The following is a 17029-nucleotide window of genomic DNA, read 5'->3' on the forward strand; positions in this document are numbered from 1 at the left end:
TCAGCTCCCCGTGGGACGCACGAGCGTGGCGGCGGTGCGCAGCAGGATGCAGACGTCCTGCCACAGCGACCAGTCGTCGATGTAGGCGTTGTCGAAGCGGGCCCGGTCCTCGATGGAGGTGTCGCCGCGCAGCCCGTTGACCTGGGCGAGCCCGGTGATCCCGGTCTGCATGCGGTGGCGGGCCGCGTAGCCCGGGTAGGTCCTGCTGAACTGGGCGACGAAGTACGGCCGTTCCGGGCGTGGCCCGACCAGGCTCATGTCACCCCAGAAGACGTTCCACAGCTGGAGCAGCTCGTCCAGCGAGGTCTGCCGCAGGAAGCGGCAGAAGGGGCTCATCCGCCGCTCGCCGGCCACGCTCCACCGGGTGGCCGCCTCGTGCTCGTCGACCGGGCGGTGCGTGCGGAACTTCAGCAGCGTGAAGGGCCGGCCGCCCTTGCCGATGCGCTCCTGCCGGAAGACCACCCCGGGCCCGTCGGTGAGCCGCAGCACCACCGCGCACACCAGCAGCACCGGACTGACCAGCACCAGCAGCGTCCCGGAGACCAGCACGTCCAGCAGCCGCTTGCCGGCGTTGCCACGCCGCCGGGGGCCGAGGTCGAGCCGGCGTACCGAGAACCCGGCGAGCCGGTCGCGCATCTCGTACGCCGGGGTGTCCGCCTCCACCTCCCACAGCGAGCAGCCCGACCCGGCGAGCGCCCGCAGCAGCGGCCCCTTCTCGGCGCGCACGGTCGGGTGCACGGTGAGCACGACCCGCACCCCGTTCTGGATCAGCGCCCGCTCCACCTCCTCGTCGGTGGTCAGCACCGGCAGACCCCCGGCGCCCTCCGGGCGCTCCGCGACCACACCCACCGGCCGCACCCCGCAGCGCGGATGCCTGAGCAGGGCGGACGCCACGCGCTGGGCCGTCGCGGCGGACCCGATCACCAGGGCGGTACGCGGGTGGCGCACCAGCGCCACCCGGCGCCGCCAGTGCACCGTGCCCCGGCCGGCACAGGCCGCCACCGCGTGCAGCGCCCAGCCGAGCAGCAGGGCCGGGGCGGTGAGGGCCCGTTCCGGGTCGTGGGCGGCGAGCAGCGTGGCGAGGCCCAGCCAGGCCACCGCGATCCGCCCGCACACCCGGGGCAGTTCGTCGAGCACACCGGGCACCGGCCGCGCGGGCTGCGGGCGCAGCAGCAGCGCACCGGCGGCCAGCACGGCGACCAGCACCGGCCGGCGGGTGGCCTCGTCCAGCGAGACCGCGCCCACCAGTGCGGCGAGCAGGTCGGCGGCGAGCAGGGGCAGCGGTGAGGCGGGCCGCGCGGGCGGGCGCCGCGGCGGCAACCGGAAGCTGCCTGAGGCGCGGGCCGGCAGGACCGAGACGGATGGGAATCCGTGGTCCCGCGGCTGCGCGCCGGGCGAGGAGACGGTACTTTCCGCAGTCACGAGTGGATGGACTCCCTGCGCTCGGAGGGCACGGGCTGGGCTGTTTCCGTGTGCGCCGCGGGGGTGCGGCCGAGAAGCTCGCGGTAGAGCGCGGCGACCCGTTCGGCGGTGAGCCGAACGTCGTGCGTGGCCAGGACGTGCCGGCGGCCTCGGTCGCCGAGTTCCGCGAGCGACCGCGGATCGGACAGCAGACCGACGACCGTCCCGGCCAGCGCCACGGGGTCCTCCGGCGGCACCAGGCAGCGTGCGGCCAGGGCGGCCGGCAGGCTCTCGCGGGCGCCGTCGACGTCGGTGAGCACCACGGGCCGGCCGCAGCCGAGCGCCTCCAGCGGGGCGAGCGCCATGCCCTCCCAGCGCGAGGGCAGCACCACCAGGTCGGCGGCCCGGTACCAGGGCACGACGTCGTCCACCGCGCCGGCGAACTCCACGGACGGGTGCGCCCGTTGCTCCAGGGTCGCCCGGTCGGGACCGTCACCGACCAGCACGAGCCGCGCCCGCGGCAGCACACCGACGACGTCCTGCCAGGCCCGCAGCAGCACGTCCTGACCCTTCTGGCGGCACAGACGGCCCACACAGACGACGAGGGGCCCGGTGCCGTCGGCGGACCGCGGTGCCGGCGGGTGCGCCGGGGCGAAGCGGAGGGTGTCGATGCCGTTCGGGATCACGGCGTACGCGGCGTGTACCCCGGCGCGCAGTCCCGTCGTGCGCTCCGCCTCGCTGACGCACACCACCCGGTCGGCCCAGCGCGCCCCCCACCGCTCCCAGCGCAGGGCGACCGCCGCGGTGAGTCCGCCGACCGCCTCGAAGGACCAGGCATGCGGCTGGAAGACGGTCGGGACCCGGCCCCGGACGGCGAGCCGTGCGGCGAGGCCCGCCTTGGCGCTGTGTGCGTGCACCAGTGCGGGCCGTACCTCCGCGATCAGATGTGCGAGCCGTCGCACCTCGCCGGGCAGCGCCGGCCCCGGCGAGCGGCCCGCCCGCCAGTCGCGTACGTCGGCGCCCAGTTCGCGCAGGCCCGCGGCCAGTGCGCCGCCGGGGCAGGCCGCGGTGACCTGGACACCGGCCGCGAGCTGAGCCCGCGTCAGATCGAGCACGACCCGGGCGACGCCGCCGTCGACGGGTTGCGCGAGGTGCAGTACCCGGGGCGGAGGGTCGGCTGCTGACTGGTGCATTCGCGGGTTACCTCGCTCACGGGGGCGCTCGGACTGCGGTCGTGAACGCGCCTCGGTTGCCGGCGTGCAGGGCGACGAAGAGCACGCCGGAACCACGCCGCGTCCGCGTGGGGAACGAGCCGGAAGCCCTGCTGGTCACCACTGTGAAGCAGAGCCGTGCCGAGATCGAACACGTCGGGGCCGTGGCTGAGCGTGTCGGCCTAGGCCGGAACCTGGAGGGCCGGTACGGCGCCCGGTGCGACGGGTGTGCGCCGGAGCCCGGAGGAGAGCGTGAGCGTCGCGCCCGCCCCGCCCCCGCCGCCCTTGCCCCCGCGCCGTCCCCGTCGCCCTTGCTCCCCGCTGCCCCTTGCCCCCGCACCGCCCCCGCCGCCCTTGCCCCCGCCGCCCCTTGCCCCCGCACCGCCCCCGCCGCGCCTGCGCACATCACTCCATCGGCGGCACAACTCCCGGAGCCGCCGCGCGTTGACACAGCGCCGGGCATCCGCCCGGATGTTGTGTCGATCCCAAGGAGCACCTCTCCATGTCGCGTATCGCGAAGGGCCTGGTCCTGACCTCCGCCGCCGTCGCGGCCGTTGCCGGCGGCGCCGGTGCGGCCTCTGCCGACTCCGGGGCCAACGGTGTCGCTGCCAACTCGCCCGGCGTGATCTCGGGCAACGTCATCCAGGTCCCGATCCACATCCCGATCAACGTCTGCGGCAACACCGTCGACGTCATCGGGCTGCTGAACCCCGCGTTCGGCAACGCCTGCGTCAACGACTGACGTCAGTACGCAACCCTTCGGCCGGCCGTCCGCCCCGCGCATCCGCCGCGGGGCGGACGGCCGGTTTTCCGCTCCTTGCCGTTACTCCCTCGGACGGATCACAAGGAGTGTCGAGCGGTTGCGGAGAGCGACCGGTGAACAGACGGTGGGCTCAGGTCCCACCGTTCAGGTCCCATCGTTCACCGAAAGGAACTCCCATGCGTGATCTGCCTGCCCGGCGTCTCGCGTCCACCGTTCTCTGCGCGGCCGTCCTGGTCGGCATCACCGGCCCGGCTGCCGTCGCCGCCGACTCGGCCCGGGAGCACGACCGCGCCGCGTCCCGGGCGCCGGTTCCCGCAGCGGAGAGGGAGAAGCTGCTCGCCCAAGTGAGGGCCCTCGGCAATACCGGCGCCGTCCTCGACCCGGTCGTCGATCTGCTCAACCAGTCCCTGCAGAAGGGCCGGCTACCCGCCGACGAGGCCAGAAGACTGGGCGAGGCCGCGAAGAAGGCCATCGCCGACGCCGTGGCGGACCCGGCGTCCCTCACCCCCGCCGCCCTGGCCACCCCCACGGCTCCGGCCCAGCAGGCGACCCCCACCGCCCCGGCCCAGCAGGCGACCCCCACCGCCCCCGCCGAGCAGGCAGCACCCACGACCTCTGCCGCGCCGACGACTTCGGCCTCGCCTGCGACGGCCACCAAGCCCGCCGCACCCACGGCTCCGGCTTCGCCCACGACCGCTGCCAAGCCCGCCGCACCCACGGCTCCCGCGTCCCCGACGGCCACGAAGCCCGCCGTTCCCACCGCCCCGGCGTCCCCGACGGCTTCGGCCGCCCCGGCGACCGCCGCGAAGCCCACGACCCCCGCCTCGCCCACGGCGCCCGCCGCGTCCAGCAGCCCGGCCGCCCCCACCGTCCCCGCGGCTCCGTCCATCCCGGCGGCCTCCGCCGCCATGATGCCGGTGAAGCACACGGTCGTCGTCGGCAGACTGCCCTCGTCCCGTGACATCACCAGCGACGCGCTCGCCGCCCTGGAGGACGCGATCGACAACCTGGTGAAGGCGGTCACCGACAACCTCAGCGGCCTGCTGTCGTCCGCGACCAGCGTGGTCGGCGGCCTGGTCGACCTGCTGACGTCGACGCTCCTCGGCAACGACCTGCCCGCCCCGGACGTGGCCGCGCTGCCGTCCCTGCCCTCGCTGCCCCCGGAGCCGAGCCTGCCGGGTCTGCCGTCGGCGACGACCAGCTGACACGGGCGACCCCGGCCGGCTCCACAGGGATCTCATATGTCTTCTCCGCACGCAGTTTCCGGCCCGCCCGGCAGTCGTTAGGCACGGCGTCCGGATTCCCTGGGGTGACGTGAGTCGCCGAGGAAAGGAACACGATGAAGTCCCTGAAGGCTGCCGCCGTTGTCGCCGGTACCGTGGCCCTTGCCGGCGTCGCCGCTCCCGCGTTCGCCTACAACGCCCACGACCTGCCGCCGATGAGCCTCAACGGCGCGCTCGCCGAACTCGCCGAGAAGCCCCCCACCTTCAAGGACCTGATGCCGTTGCAGCACCAGTCGGACGCACTCGACACCGAGAACAAGGGTTCCGCGCTGAGCACCGTCAAGGGCGCCACCACGACCCTCAACCGGAAGGGACTGCTCGGCGGCCTGCCGTTGCAGCACTGACGCCCCGTCCCCGCACGGGCCGGTACCGCACCGCGGTGCCGGCCCTCGGCGTGTCAGGGACGGGTCCCTCGTTCGTGTGGAGCGTCCCCGGGCGTTGCTCCGGAAGGGTGAGAAGCCGCCGGGGCCCGCCGCGGCCCGTCGGTATGGTCGCGCGGTGACCTCAGTATCGAGCGAAACCCGTCCCTCCCGCACCGCCGACCTCGGCACGCTCGCCCTGCTGGCCTGGATGGCCAGGAACCAGGAGGGCGAAGGCAGGACCCCCTGTCTCCTGGCCTGCTCCCTGGGCGACGGCCCGGGCGGCCCGGAGGCCGCGTCCGCCGCAGTCGAGCGGCTCCTCGGGGACATGGGTCTGCCCGTCGGCGGTGAGCCGGTCAACGGCACGAGGCGGCCGAGCCTGAAGGTCAGCATGCTGGTCGCCGCCGGGCAGATCGTGCTGCAGATGCCGAACGTCACCAGCCAGGTCAGCCCGCCCGCGGACTGGCTGAAGGCGGTCGAGAAACTCGGTTACACCTACTTCATGTTCACCACGCGCATCTGCCCCTCCACCGGGCCGCGGCAGCCGGTGGCCGGGAAGGAACTGGCCGCGTTCGCGGGCGACCCGGAGACCACGAAGGCCGCCGCGCACGTCTACCTGCCCGCCCGCAGCCTGCGCGTCTGATGCGCCCCCAGGTGGGCGGCGGGCGCGGCCCCGCCCTGCTGCTGGTGCTCTGCGGGGCGGCCGGGCTGCTCGCCTCCTGGGTCATCACCCTGGACGAGTTCAAGCTGCTGGAGAACCCGGCCTTCGTCCCCGGGTGCAGCCTGAACCCGGTGGTGTCCTGCGGCAACGTGATGAAGAGCGACCAGGCGTCCGTCTTCGGCTTCCCCAACCCGATGCTGGGCCTGGTGGCCTACGGCATCGTCGTCTGCGTCGGCGTGAGCCTGCTGGCCGGCGCCCGCTTCCCCGGCTGGTACTGGCTGCTCTTCGAGGCCGGCTGCCTGTTCGGCGTCGGATTCGTGTCCTGGCTGCAGTTCGAGTCGCTGTACCGGATCAACGCACTGTGCCTGTGGTGCTGTCTGGCCTGGGCCGCCACGATCCTGCTGTTCTGGTACGTCACGTCCGTCTGCGTGCGCCACGGCTTCATCCCCGCGCCCGCCTGGCTGAAGACGTTCTTCGCGGACTTCACCTGGGTGCTTCCGGTGCTCCACATCGGTGTGGTCGGCATGCTCGTACTGACCCGGTGGTGGGACTTCTGGACGAGCTGACCACTACGGCATTCGGGGGAATTGTGCACTGTGGGGGTTTTCCGCTCGTTACGCGGTACGGACGTCGAATCCCCGCATCCTGAAAGGGACCGTACCTGACATGAAGCCGACCACCCGAGGAACCCTTGCCGCCGTCGTCACGGGCGTCGCGGCCACTGTGGGGGCAGCCGGTCCCGCCGCGGCGGCCGGCACGGTCCCCGTCCCCGTGCCCATGGGCGGTGTCTCCAAGGCCCTCAGCATGGAGGTGCCGCACCTCGGCGCCCAGCTGCCGCTGCTGACGGCGGGCGCCCCCGACGGGCCCCGGTACGTCACGGGCCGGCTGCTGCCCGACCGGACACTGCCCCAGCTGCCGGTGTACAGCGGGCTGCCCGGCCTGGACGCCAGGGCCCCGCTGCCGCACCCCCTCGGTGACGACTTCGACCACCTCAGCGTGGGCGCCCCCGCCAACGACCTGCGGGCGCTCACCCCCGGCCTCTCCCTGGACGCCCCCCTGACCGCGCCCGGCGCGAACACCTCCGGGCTCCCGGGCCCCAAGCTCCCCCAGGCCGGCGTCCTCGCCCCGGCCCTGCAGACCGTCGGCGACGCGAACCTGGCCACGGGCCCGGGGCGGTAGCCCCCGTCGGTGAGCCCGGCCGTACCTCCTACTCCCTACGGCTCCGCGGCAGTGACCCCGCGCGGCCTTCGCCGGTTAGCCGGTACGGACATCTGAACCCGGACGAGGGACGAGGAGCGAGCGATGGTCGTCGGTGTCGGCGGAGCGCCGGTCGGTGCGGAGCAGCAGGCCAGAGCGGGGGCGGCCGGGCCGTCCCGGAGGGAGGTGGCGCGCGGGCTGGTGGCCTCCGCCGCCGCCGTGGCACTGGCCCCGCTGGTCGCCGCCTCCCGCCCCGTGCCCCCCGCCGACGGCCTCGTGGGCAACTCCTTCGACGAGGTCTACCGGGGCCGCCGCATCCAGGGCGCCCTGGTGTCCGCGGAAGGAGCCGTAGCGGCCCGGCGCGACTGGCGGATCACCGTCGACGGCCGCCCGCTGCACCTCATGCGCCGGGCCGACGGCGGCTGGCTGAGCATGGCCGACCACTACACGTCGTACCGGACGCCGTTGGAGGCGACCCGGGCGGCCGTCGACCAGATCGGCCCCGGTCAGCGGCTGCGCGACCTGGCGCCGGGACCGGTCGGCGGTGTGCAGGGGGTACCGGGGGCTCAGGGAGTACCGGGCGTGCAGGGGGGACACATGCACATGGGGGGACGGCATGGCGTACGTGCGTAAGGACGTCAGCACGCTCACCCGCACCGAGCGCCGGCGGTTCGTCAACGCGCTGCTGGAGCTGAAACGGCGCGGCGAGTACGACGAGTTCGTGCGCATGCACATCGACTTCTACACCTCCGACGGCGAGGACGGCCTGCGCACGGCCCACATGGCGCCGTCCTTCCTGCCCTGGCACCGCCGGTTCCTGCTGGAGCTGGAGCGGGCACTGCGGCGCGTCGACTCGTCGGTGACGGTGCCGTACTGGGACTGGACGCGGGACCGTACGACCACCTCCGTGCCCTGGACGAGGGACCTGCTCGGCGGGAACGGGCGCCGCTCCGACCGGCAGGTGACGACCGGTCCCTTCGCCTACTCGGCGGGTCACTGGACCATCCGCGAGGGCGTCACGAACGGCAAGTTCCTCACCCGCGACCTGGGCCGTGCCGCCGCCCCTATCCACCTCCCCACCCGCAGTGAGCTGCAGGGGGCGCTCGACGACCCCGTCTACGACGCCTGGCCCTGGGACTCGACCGTGCGCAAGGGCTTCCGCAACAAGCTCGAGGGCTGGGGCAGCGGCACCGGCAGCGCCTCCTGGCGCAATCACAACCGCGTGCACCGCTGGGTCGGCGGCGCGATGCTCGGCGGCGCGTCCGTCAACGACCCGGTGTTCTGGCTCCACCACGCATTCGTCGACCTGGTCTGGTACCGCTGGCAACGGGCCCACCGCACCCACCGATACCTCCCGGCCCAGCCGCCCGGAGCCTCCGACCACCAGCACGGGCGGGTCGTCGCCCGCCACGAGAAGCTGCCGCCGTGGGAGGAGACCCCGGACCAGCTGGAGGACGTCAGCCACATCTACCGGTACGCGTGAGGCAGCGGACTCGGTGAGGGACAGAAGCGTGAGGCACCGGACCCGGTGAGGGACAGAAGCGTGAGGCACCGGACTCGGTGAAGTAAGGGAAGAGCCCCGGCGCTCGGAATGCCGGGGCTCTTGACTGTGGTGCCGGTCGGCTCAGTTGCCGTAGCCGTCGTCGTGGCCCGGGCCGGGCTTACCGGGCGTGTCGTGGCCGCTCTGGTTCGCGCAGACGTTGCCGAACGCCGGGTTGAGCAGGGCGATGACGTTGACGGTGTTGCCGCACACGTTGACGGGCACGTGCACCGGCACCTGGACCACATTGCCCGACAGGACGCCGGGGGAACCGACGGCCGCGCCGTGAGCACCGGCGTCGGCCATGGCCAGCCCGGATCCGCTGATCACCACGGCGCCGGTGCCCAGAGCGACCGCGGCCGCCTTCGCGATGCTAGACATCACGTTCTCCTTTTGTAGCTCGGAAAGTGCAGGCGGCAGACCAGCCGCCGCACTTCCCGTTCAACGGCGCCGCGGGGGGCTGGTCACGGTGATCAGCCCCGGATCACTCTTTCAACGGTTACCGCCCCCACCAGGCAGCCCAGGCGGCGGCCCCCCGCCGGCCCCGCCGTTATTCACGGGCACCGCACCGGGAGGGTCGCCTACCCTCCGGCCATGGACAAGGACAACGTTCCCGACGCACGTGAGCGGTCCCGGCAGCTGATCGGTCTGCTCGCCGACGAGAACCGGCTGCGGGCCTTCGCCGCGGTGGCGCTGGGCGCGACCAGCCCCGAAGAGGTCGCCGGAAGGGCCGGTCTGTCACCGAAGGCCACGGCGCTCGCGCTGCTCAGACTGCGCGAACAGGGCGCCGTGACGGGGGCCGGGACGGGGACCGGGACCGGGGCCGGGGCCGGGGCTTCGGCAGGCGCCGTGACTGGGACCGGGACTGGGACCGGGACCGGGAGCGGGAGCGGGGCGGGCGGGGCCCTGGCCGTTTCCTACGGCCTGCTGCGCGAGCTGGCCCGCCCGGACCGGTCCGCGCGCCCGGCCGGCACCGACGTGGTGAGCACCTTCGTACGGGACGGCCGACTGCTACGGCTGCCGGCCCAGTGGACCCGTAAGCAGCAGGTGCTGCGGCACATCGCGGAGCAGACCTTCGAGCCCGGCGTCGCCTACCCGGAGCGGGTCGTGAACGAGCGGCTGCGGACCTGGTGCGAGGGCTCGGACGAGATCGACCATGTGACGCTCCGGCGCTACCTGGTGGACCTCCACGAGCTGCGCCGGAGCGACGGTGTCTACGAGCGGGCCGCGGCCCCGGCCCCCTGACCTCAGGGCAGTCGCCGTACCGGAGAACCCGCCAGATAGGCCTGGATGTTCTCCACCGCCTGACCGTAGTACGTCGTGTAGTTGGCGTGCGAGACGTAGCCGAGGTGGGGGGTGGCGAGCAGCCGGGGCGCGGTGCGCATCGGGTGGCCGGCGGGCAGCGGCTCGATGTCGAAGACGTCGACACCGGCGCCCGCGATCCGGCCCTCGTGCAGGGCGGCCAGCAGCGCCTCCTGGTCCACGATCGCCGCGCGGGAGGTATTGACCAGATAGGCGGTCGGCTTCATCAGGGCGAGTTCGGCGGCGCCGACGAGTCCGCGGGTACGGTCGCCGAGCGCGAGGTGCACGGAGACGAAGTCACTCTCGCGCAGCAACTCCTCCTTGGAGGCGGCCAGTTCGACCCCGGACTCCGCGGCCCGCTCCTTGTCGAGGCTCTGGCTCCATGCGCTCACCCGCATCCCGAAGGCGAGCCCGACCTGTGCCACCCGGCTGCCGATCTTCCCCAGCCCGAGGAGACCCAGCCGGCGACCGTGCAGATCGGCCCCGACGGTCGACTGCCAGGGGCCGTTGTCCCGAAGGGCGTTGTTCTCCTGCACGATGCCCCGGGCCAGTCCGAGCAGCAGCGCCCACGTCAGCTCGACCGGCGGAGTGCTCGAACTCGCCGTACCGCACACGGTCACCCCGTGCGCCTCGGCGGCGGCGTAATCGATCACGCTGTTACGCATCCCCGAGGCGATGAGCAGCTTCAGCCGGGGGAGCCGGGCGATCAGCGAGCCGGGAAAGGGAACGCGCTCGCGCAAGGTGACGACGATGTCGTAGCCGACGAGAGCCGAGGCGAGAGCGTCCTCGCCTTCGATGTGCTCCCGCAGCGCGACGACCTCCACCCGCTCCCCGACCGCCGCCCAGTCGGCCGACGCGACGGCCACACCCTGAAAGTCATCCAGCACGGCACAACGAAGCAGCACGCCATCTCCTTTCCGGAATCCGACTGTAACGACCAGCGCCTGGCCAGGCCCATCCCGGGCCCTCCGCCCGCGACCCCGGCCCCCGCACGTGCTCCAGATACTTCTCATCACTGGGCTGCGTCACGTACGGGAAGCAACCTGGGAGTTGGGACACGCGACCTGGAACGCCCGGCGGAAGCCACGAATACCGCTCGCGTACACCGGGTGGGATGCCGCCGTCACCGGAACACGCTCAGGCGTAGCAGTCCTCCGCGTCTCCGAGTGGACGGCCCGCGAATGACGCATCAGTGCCGCGTACTCGTCGGACGAGACGGGGAAGACCTTCTTCCCCGGTCCGTCGGCGGGCAGCCGCTTCGTGACCGCGTCATCTGCTGCAGGCGGCAACGATGCCCAGAATCACCAGGGCCACGAAGAACATCGCCACGCAGCCGCCTACGGCGCTCTCCGTCTCCGCGACGATCCCCTTCGGCTTCGGGCGGGACTTCTCGTAGTCCCGTATCCCTCGTGCCACCGCGCGCCTGATCTCGTCTTCGTCCACCGTGTGTCCCCCAAGCCGGCCCGCTGTGCTGCGAACGGTCACGGTGAAAACTACCTGCCGCACCACCTCTGCGCGCCCCATCGGCGGGTGAGTCAGTCATGCCGCGAACTCGGTACGCCGGTGTCGGAGCCGAGGCCGGTGGAGGTGGTCAGCGCGTGGGCCGCGGTTCTCAGATCGTGTTCCCATCCCGGAAGCAAGTCGGGGCTGAGCCATTCGCTGTACTCCGCTGCGACGGAGAGGAACCGGGTTTCCTCCTGGGTGCGGGCTGCGACCGTCATCGACAGCCGGTCGGCCACGTCCCTGGGACTCAGCTCGCCCCGCGTGAGACCGGACGCGAGGCTCGCGAGGAGGCGCCGTCCGGCTGTCTCCTCGTCGGGAAGAGGTATGCCGAGTTCGTGCAGGGCTTCGACGTACAGGTCACGGATCTCGGCCACGTCGCCCCTGCGCGGCAGTCCCGCCAGCTCGCGCAGGGCCGGGGAATCACACCCGTCGACGAGCGCATGAGCGGCGAGCATCGGGAGGTCCTCGGGTGCGAGTACCTCCGCCACGTACTGCCAGGCGCTGCGCTGCAACCGATCCGTGCGGCCGTCGCGGAGGCGATCCACGCGGCCGTCGCGGAGGCGATCCACGCGGCCGTCGCGGAGATGATCCACGCGGCCGTCGCGGAGATGATGCCGCCCGCCTGCGACGCGGGCGGCTGCGAGGGGACGCCAGGACAGGCCGAGGCTGCGGTGGAGGCGGACGGCGGCGGTGTTCCAGCCGTCGACGATCAACGCGGCCACGCCGTGGTCGGCGACGAGGCTGTCCAGGACGAGACTGCACACGGCCGTGCCCATACCGCGCCCACGCGCTTGTTCCGCGGTGGCGACCCCCGCAAGGAATCCGACGGTCGGCGCGCTCCAGGCGTCGGCCGCACATGCCAGCAGCGTGCCGTTTGCATCGCGGGCGCCGGCCCAGCGACGCACGCCCGGCCGATCCGGCCGGGCGTAGGAATCCGGGAACGCCTCGTCCAGCAGCGCGGTGATGTCGGAACGATCCGACGCGGTCAGCCACGCGGCTCCGTCACGGCGGCTGGTGGCGGTCTCCGTCTGCATCCACCCGAAAGCGTCGGCGATCTCCAGTTCCGGAACGCATGTCACGAGGGTGCGGATGAGTTCCTCGTCGCCGATGGGCCGGAAGGTCGGGCCGACTTGCGGCAGAACCGCGCGGATCAGGTCTGCGGCGTCGGCGGCCGGGCCGGTGACGGCGAGCCGGTCGCGGCAGGACAGCGCCGGCGCCACCACCGCGCTGGCCTCACCGAGGGCGAAGGCCCGCGTGCCGTGCGGTAGATCGCCCGCGGCCCACAGCAGCAGCGGATCACCGTTCGCTGCGCTGCGGACGTCGCGGATGGAACACAGCTCACGCAGGTCGGCCATGGGCGCAGGATAATCGGCGCGACGGTCAGGCTGCTCTCGTCTTTTCCCGGGTGTGAACCGGTGCCCGCTCACCGCGGTGCAGGTGCCGTCAGGCCGATGACCCCCAGGTACGGGGGAGTGGATGAGAGTTCAATGAAAAGCGGGACGGAGAGTGGCCGAACCGGAACATCGAGGCACGGGTGAGCCTCCCGGCACCGGTCGCTGCGCACGACTCAGTGACCGAGCCACCGTCCTGACCGGCTCCGGGCCTGCCGGTTTCCGGCCCTGTCGCAGGACGCCGACCGGGAAACCACACTGGTGGGTGGGGCGTCGTCTCGGCGGCGCCCGCCCGCGACGGAAGGACGACTCCATGCCCACGGACACGCTTCCCGGCCCGCTGCGATTCCTCGTCTTCGGCGCGGCCCTGCGGGCCGATTCGAGCAACGTTCGCCTCGCCTCCCTGGTGGCCCGGCTCATCTCCGACACCGGTGCCGCCGTCGACCTCGCCCACATGCGCGACTTCGACATGCCCCTGTACGACGGCGACATGGAGGCCGGCGAAGGGCTGCCGCCCGGAGCCCTCGCCCTGCGCGACCGACTTGAGCAGTGCGACGCCTTCGTCATCTCCTCGCCGGAGTACAACGCCTCGGTGCCGGGAGTGCTGAAGAACGCGATCGACTGGGTCTCGCGTGTCCGGCCGCAGCCGTTCAAGACCAAGCACGCGCTGCTCGTCTCCGCCTCGCCTTCGCTGATCGGGGGCAACCGCGGGTTGTGGGCTCTGAGGGTTCCCTTGGAACATCTGGGCACCCGCGTCTACCCGGACATGTTCAGCGTGGCCAACAGCTACCAGGCCTTCGCCGAGGACGGAACGCTGACGGACCCAGGGCTGCAACAACGTCTCACCGAGACCGTGTCGGGCTTCCTCAGCCTCGTCGAAGCGGACGTGCGTTACGTCTGCCTCGAACGCCGCTGGTACGAGTTCCTGGGAGACCGCACCGAGGCGGCCATTACTCAGCGGGCCGAGAAGTGAGTCCTCGGAGTACGAGGACGCCGGTCGGCGTCAACTCGGCGGCGGCGGCCGGAAGAACATCGCGAAGCCCCTGACCGCGGCCCCCATCGCCCTGCTACGGCCGGGCCCGCCGAGTTCGCACCGGTCCTGCCGAGTTCGCACCGGTCCTGCCGCCCTTTTCATGCCGCGCGCGTCATCGACTGCTCTTCTACACGCATCCGACACGGCCCGCCCTACTCGTACATGGTCGCCGCTTGCAGAGCCCGGGCGAAGAACGTCCAGTCACCGCCGGGCGGCAACTCCCGGCCGGTGTTTCCGTACCAGCCGTCAGCGTCGTCGATCCAGGCGGCCAAGGCCTCCAAGAAGCCCGACAGGTCCGTGTTCTCCCATGAGTCTCCGTCCTCGGCATGACCGCGGTGCAAGGAACGAACGAAGGCCGCCAGGTCTTCTCTGCTGCCGACGCGATCGGGAGAGGTGGTCATGCCTGGGGACCCTACTCGGCACGCCGGTATGCGGCGCCCCGTGAGCGGAGTACGACAACCGTCATGACCATGATGCCCTCAGCCGGGAGAGCTGCTCCTGCGTGTGCCATCTGCTCCCCCTCGGATCGACACGCCCCACGGGCCACCGCAGCATCACGGCACGTAAGACACAGGTCAAGCCGTGATCACAATGAGGGCCGCCGTCGCGCTGTTGCGGGCGCAGTCAGCCCAGTTCGCACCTGCGGCCGTCCGGACGGCTCCTCGCGCATGCGGGTTCAACACGAACCGGCGCCCGGACGCACCCCGCACGTGGTGACCATTCTCAAGTGGATCGAGAGCAACTGCGGCCCACGACCCGGAACAGCCGTGCGGGTGGAGGACGTGACACTGCCCGAGCCCGACGCCGATGACCAGTGCCCTCACGCGCATCCTGCGGCAGCACATCGCCCACGGACAGCTCCAGCCGGGTGATTCGCCGTTCCGAGGTGAATCCGACGGCGTCGTCCTCACCGGCTCCGGCAGCCGCCGGCGTGGCGCAGCACGCGGAGGGCCGTGCTGCCGGCGGCGGCGTCGCCGTGCTCCTGGCCGCCGGTGCCCCTTGTGCGGACGGGCAGCTGCCGCGCCTTTGATCACCAAGGGGTGTCTGGGGCTGCCGTATCGAGCGGAACCACCCCTGCGTACCTGACCAGCAAAAAGCCCTCCCGAGGGGGAGGGCTGAGGGTGGGCGCCCCCGGCAGGACTCGAACCTGCGGCCAAGCGCTTAGAAGGCGCCTGCTCTATCCACTGAGCTACGGGGGCCGGGTGGGTTGGCCTCGTGAGCGGGGCCCTGGTGCGGGCTGGTCCGTGACGTTGCCGGGGTCAAGGATAGGGCTCCCGGTTCCTTGACCCGGTCGCTTCGCCTCCGTGGCTCGATGTGGAGGTTCGGTGAAGCGGTCCTGATAATCGCAGGCAGGTACGAATCGTGCACCGCTTTTGGCGGCTGACGCACCGGGTGTTGTGTACTCGTTATGCCTGGACTGCGCCCGCGTCCCGGTCGTCCCATCCGTCCGTTCCGTTCCGTCGGCGCGCAGACATGTCCATATGCTTCAGAATTCCCCTAAAATTGGGCATTCTTCGCATGTGGTGACCTTGGACGTACGGCCTCAGCTGCTCGACACACTCTCCGCTCTGCGCGACCGTGTCGCCGCCGCACGCTTTCCGCTGCCCCTGGCCGGGGCCCCACGCGCGCGTGCCAACCGCGACGAACTCCTCGCGCAGCTCGACGACTATCTCGTACCCCGCCTACGGGCGCCCGAGGCGCCGCTGCTGGCGGTCGTCGGCGGCTCCACCGGCGCGGGTAAGTCGACGCTCGTGAACTCGCTCGTCGGCCGCCGGGTGAGCGAGGCGGGCGTGCTGCGGCCGACCACCCGGACACCGGTGCTCGTCTGTCATCCGGAGGATCATCACTGGTTCAGCGGCATGCGTGTGCTCCCCGACCTCACGCGCGTGTGGGTGCCCCATCGGGATCCGGCGGACGACCTCCTGGGGACGGAGGCGGATCCGGGGCGCGTACTGCGCATCGAGACCGCCGACACCCTCCCGCGCGGCCTCGCCCTCCTCGACGCCCCGGACATCGACTCCCTGATCGCCGGCAATCGAGTCCTCGCCGCCGAACTGATCTGCGCCGCCGACATCTGGATCATGGTCACGACGGCCGCCCGGTACGCCGACGCGGTCCCCTGGCACCTGCTGCGCACCGCCAAGGAGTACGACGCGACCCTCGTCACCGTCCTAGACCGGGTCCCCCACCAGGTCGTCTCCGAGGTCTCCCGGCAGTACGGCGCCCTGCTCACCAAGGCCGGGCTCGGCCACGTACCCCGCTTCACCGTGCCCGAGCTGCCCGAGTCCGCGTGGGGCGCGGGTCTGCTGCCCGGCACCGCCGTCGCACCTCTGAAGACCTGGCTCGTCCAGCACGCACAGGACCCCGCCGCCCGGCAGCACGCGATGGCGCGCACGGCGTACGGGCTCCTCGACTCGCTCAAGTCGCGCATGCCGGAGCTGGCCGGCGCCTCCGCCGCACAGTACGCGGCGGCCCTCCGGCTCACCTCCGCCGTGGACAGCGCCTACGACAGCGAGCACGCGCGCGTGCGGGGCCGGCTCCAGTCCGGTGCCGTACTCGCCGGGGACGCCCTCAAGCGCTGGCGCGCCTTCCCGCTGGACTGCACCGCCGGGGAACTCCTGGACGCCCTCGTGGAGAGCCTGGCGGCCCTGCTGCTGTGCGTCGTCACCGCCGCCGACGAGCGCATCGACGACACCTGGCGGCGCGAGCCCGCCGCGGGCGCCCCGGGCCTCGCCGACCGTGTCACGTCACTGGAGCACGCCGAGCACCGCATCGGCCTTGCTGTACGGCGCTGGCGGCGCGAACTGGAGGAGTACGCCGAGGACGAGGTACGGCACCTGGAGCGGTCTGCCGCCGTCGACGCGGAGGTCGTCGCCGCACTCGTCGCCACGGCGGTGCTCGGCGGGCGCCGGGCGCGGTCCGCGGGCGAGGGACTCGCCGAGCGGCTCGGCGCCCACGGTGCGCTGCGGCTGCGCGACCGGGCCGGGAGGCTGCTCGGCGAGCACGTGGACCGCGTCATGCAGGGCGAACGCGAACGGCGCCGCGCCCCGCTCGACGCCCTGGACGTCCACGCCGAGCAACAGGCCGAACTCATCGCCGCGCTGTCCGTACTGCAGAAGGAGAGGTGACCGGTGACCGCCGTCACTGACCACGACCACACGGATCACACCGACCACATGACGCGCATCGATCACGGCAGCGACAGCGACAGCGGCAGCGCCGAACACGGCAACGGCAGCGCTGGACACGGCAACGGCAGTGGCAATGGCAGCGGGAACGGCAACGGCAGCGGCAACGGCAACGGCGAGCGGTCCATGGAGCACCAGCACTCCGGTTCCGGTGGCGCGGGGGACGGTGACGCCGGGCGCGCCGACGGTCCGACGGA

At 72.4% G+C, this 17029-nt stretch carries 18 protein-coding genes and 1 tRNA gene; 11 read left to right on the top strand and 8 right to left on the bottom strand.

What is annotated here, in order from left to right:
• Together JK359_RS01165 and JK359_RS01170 are read right to left on the bottom strand one after the other, a co-directional pair.
• Nucleotides 1–1422 carry an exopolysaccharide biosynthesis polyprenyl glycosylphosphotransferase gene (locus tag JK359_RS01165; protein ID WP_201830647.1) on the bottom strand — a complete coding sequence of 474 codons (1422 nt, stop codon included), beginning with the start codon at nucleotides 1420–1422 and terminating at the stop codon, nucleotides 1–3.
• A complete protein-coding gene (locus JK359_RS01170; protein WP_201830648.1) occupies nucleotides 1419–2594 on the bottom strand; it encodes a glycosyltransferase in 1176 nt (391 codons plus the stop codon). Before JK359_RS01170 ends, JK359_RS01165 begins: the two co-directional genes overlap by 4 nt.
• A 520-nt stretch (nucleotides 2595–3114) precedes the next feature.
• Between JK359_RS01170 and JK359_RS01175 the strand changes: the two genes are divergently transcribed.
• The 8 genes from JK359_RS01175 (at nucleotide 3115) to JK359_RS01210 (ending at nucleotide 8358) form a co-directional block, all read left to right on the top strand.
• The gene (locus tag JK359_RS01175) at nucleotides 3115–3354 is read left to right on the top strand and encodes a chaplin (RefSeq protein WP_201830650.1); all 240 of its coding nucleotides are present in this window, start codon (nucleotides 3115–3117) and stop codon (nucleotides 3352–3354) included.
• A 197-nt stretch (nucleotides 3355–3551) separates the two neighbouring features.
• Complete coding sequence (locus JK359_RS38720; protein WP_236677114.1) at nucleotides 3552–4580, top strand: hypothetical protein; 1029 nt, start codon at nucleotides 3552–3554, stop codon at nucleotides 4578–4580.
• A gap of 134 nt (nucleotides 4581–4714) precedes the next feature.
• Nucleotides 4715–5002: a hypothetical protein gene (locus tag JK359_RS01185; RefSeq protein WP_201830652.1), complete on the top strand. Its 288-nt coding sequence runs from the start codon at nucleotides 4715–4717 to the stop codon at nucleotides 5000–5002.
• Nucleotides 5003–5156: 154 nt separating this feature from the next.
• Entirely contained in the window at nucleotides 5157–5660 is a 504-nt protein-coding gene (locus JK359_RS01190) for a DUF5949 family protein (protein WP_201830654.1), read from the top strand.
• On the top strand, nucleotides 5660–6244 hold the full coding sequence (locus tag JK359_RS01195) for a vitamin K epoxide reductase family protein (RefSeq protein WP_201830656.1): 585 nt from the start codon (nucleotides 5660–5662) through the stop codon (nucleotides 6242–6244). Before JK359_RS01190 ends, JK359_RS01195 begins: the two co-directional genes overlap by 1 nt.
• 100 nt (nucleotides 6245–6344) lie before the next feature.
• Nucleotides 6345–6857, top strand: coding sequence for a hypothetical protein (locus tag JK359_RS01200; RefSeq protein ID WP_201830658.1), 513 nt, complete (start codon nucleotides 6345–6347; stop codon nucleotides 6855–6857).
• A 123-nt stretch (nucleotides 6858–6980) separates the two neighbouring features.
• The gene (locus JK359_RS01205; RefSeq protein ID WP_201830660.1) at nucleotides 6981–7508 is read left to right on the top strand and encodes a tyrosinase family oxidase copper chaperone; all 528 of its coding nucleotides are present in this window, start codon (nucleotides 6981–6983) and stop codon (nucleotides 7506–7508) included.
• On the top strand, nucleotides 7492–8358 hold the full coding sequence (locus tag JK359_RS01210) for a tyrosinase family protein (protein WP_201830661.1): 867 nt from the start codon (nucleotides 7492–7494) through the stop codon (nucleotides 8356–8358). Before JK359_RS01205 ends, JK359_RS01210 begins: the two co-directional genes overlap by 17 nt.
• A gap of 141 nt (nucleotides 8359–8499) precedes the next feature.
• Here the strand turns inward: JK359_RS01210 and JK359_RS01215 are convergent, their stop codons facing one another.
• The gene (locus JK359_RS01215; RefSeq protein ID WP_201830663.1) at nucleotides 8500–8796 is read right to left on the bottom strand and encodes a chaplin; all 297 of its coding nucleotides are present in this window, start codon (nucleotides 8794–8796) and stop codon (nucleotides 8500–8502) included.
• Between the two features lie 213 nt (nucleotides 8797–9009).
• On the opposite strand from JK359_RS01215, the gene JK359_RS01220 reads away from it, so the two are divergent.
• The gene (locus JK359_RS01220) at nucleotides 9010–9660 is read left to right on the top strand and encodes a DUF2087 domain-containing protein (RefSeq protein WP_201830665.1); all 651 of its coding nucleotides are present in this window, start codon (nucleotides 9010–9012) and stop codon (nucleotides 9658–9660) included.
• 2 nt (nucleotides 9661–9662) lie between these two features.
• On the opposite strand, the gene JK359_RS01225 is transcribed toward JK359_RS01220, so the two are convergent.
• The 3 genes from JK359_RS01225 to JK359_RS38725 all read right to left on the bottom strand — a co-directional run bounded on the left by JK359_RS01225 (nucleotide 9663) and on the right by JK359_RS38725 (nucleotide 12575).
• On the bottom strand, nucleotides 9663–10622 hold the full coding sequence (locus JK359_RS01225) for a D-2-hydroxyacid dehydrogenase family protein (protein ID WP_201830667.1): 960 nt from the start codon (nucleotides 10620–10622) through the stop codon (nucleotides 9663–9665).
• Nucleotides 10623–10986: 364 nt separating this feature from the next.
• Nucleotides 10987–11160, bottom strand: coding sequence for a hypothetical protein (locus tag JK359_RS01230; RefSeq protein ID WP_201830668.1), 174 nt, complete (start codon nucleotides 11158–11160; stop codon nucleotides 10987–10989).
• Between the two features lie 92 nt (nucleotides 11161–11252).
• The gene (locus tag JK359_RS38725; RefSeq protein WP_236677116.1) at nucleotides 11253–12575 is read right to left on the bottom strand and encodes a GNAT family N-acetyltransferase; all 1323 of its coding nucleotides are present in this window, start codon (nucleotides 12573–12575) and stop codon (nucleotides 11253–11255) included.
• 349 nt (nucleotides 12576–12924) lie between these two features.
• On the opposite strand from JK359_RS38725, the gene JK359_RS01240 reads away from it, so the two are divergent.
• Complete coding sequence (locus JK359_RS01240) at nucleotides 12925–13584, top strand: NADPH-dependent FMN reductase (protein ID WP_201830670.1); 660 nt, start codon at nucleotides 12925–12927, stop codon at nucleotides 13582–13584.
• 212 nt (nucleotides 13585–13796) lie between these two features.
• Here JK359_RS01240 and JK359_RS01245 read toward each other — a convergent pair whose 3' ends face one another.
• Entirely contained in the window at nucleotides 13797–14045 is a 249-nt protein-coding gene (locus JK359_RS01245) for a DUF7660 family protein (protein ID WP_201830672.1), read from the bottom strand.
• Nucleotides 14046–14770: 725 nt separating this feature from the next.
• Nucleotides 14771–14843, bottom strand: a tRNA-Arg gene (locus JK359_RS01250).
• Between the two features lie 321 nt (nucleotides 14844–15164).
• Between JK359_RS01250 and JK359_RS01255 the strand changes: the two genes are divergently transcribed.
• Nucleotides 15165–16772, top strand: a complete 1608-nt coding sequence (locus JK359_RS01255; RefSeq protein ID WP_201830674.1) for a dynamin family protein — start codon at nucleotides 15165–15167, stop codon at nucleotides 16770–16772.
• The last annotated feature ends 257 nt before the right edge of the window (nucleotides 16773–17029 follow it).

The sequence above is a fragment of the Streptomyces actinomycinicus genome (genome assembly GCF_016741775.1).
GTDB lineage: Bacteria > Actinomycetota > Actinomycetes > Streptomycetales > Streptomycetaceae > Streptomyces > Streptomyces actinomycinicus.

Excerpts from the sequence above, each read along its gene's own strand:
- JK359_RS38720 (WP_236677114.1), top strand. The coding sequence starts at position 3,552 with ATGCGTGATCTGCCTGCCCGGCGTCTCGCGTCCACCGTTCTCTGCGCG.
- JK359_RS01210 (WP_201830661.1), top strand. The coding sequence starts at position 7,492 with ATGGCGTACGTGCGTAAGGACGTCAGCACGCTCACCCGCACCGAGCGC.
- JK359_RS01215 (WP_201830663.1), bottom strand. The coding sequence starts at position 8,796 with ATGTCTAGCATCGCGAAGGCGGCCGCGGTCGCTCTGGGCACCGGCGCC.
- JK359_RS01175 (WP_201830650.1), top strand. The coding sequence starts at position 3,115 with ATGTCGCGTATCGCGAAGGGCCTGGTCCTGACCTCCGCCGCCGTCGCG.
- JK359_RS01195 (WP_201830656.1), top strand. The coding sequence starts at position 5,660 with ATGCGCCCCCAGGTGGGCGGCGGGCGCGGCCCCGCCCTGCTGCTGGTG.
- JK359_RS01200 (WP_201830658.1), top strand. The coding sequence starts at position 6,345 with ATGAAGCCGACCACCCGAGGAACCCTTGCCGCCGTCGTCACGGGCGTC.
- JK359_RS38725 (WP_236677116.1), bottom strand. The coding sequence starts at position 12,575 with ATGGCCGACCTGCGTGAGCTGTGTTCCATCCGCGACGTCCGCAGCGCA.
- JK359_RS01205 (WP_201830660.1), top strand. The coding sequence starts at position 6,981 with ATGGTCGTCGGTGTCGGCGGAGCGCCGGTCGGTGCGGAGCAGCAGGCC.
- JK359_RS01220 (WP_201830665.1), top strand. The coding sequence starts at position 9,010 with ATGGACAAGGACAACGTTCCCGACGCACGTGAGCGGTCCCGGCAGCTG.
- JK359_RS01185 (WP_201830652.1), top strand. The coding sequence starts at position 4,715 with ATGAAGTCCCTGAAGGCTGCCGCCGTTGTCGCCGGTACCGTGGCCCTT.
- JK359_RS01240 (WP_201830670.1), top strand. The coding sequence starts at position 12,925 with ATGCCCACGGACACGCTTCCCGGCCCGCTGCGATTCCTCGTCTTCGGC.
- JK359_RS01245 (WP_201830672.1), bottom strand. The coding sequence starts at position 14,045 with ATGACCACCTCTCCCGATCGCGTCGGCAGCAGAGAAGACCTGGCGGCC.
- JK359_RS01170 (WP_201830648.1), bottom strand. The coding sequence starts at position 2,594 with ATGCACCAGTCAGCAGCCGACCCTCCGCCCCGGGTACTGCACCTCGCG.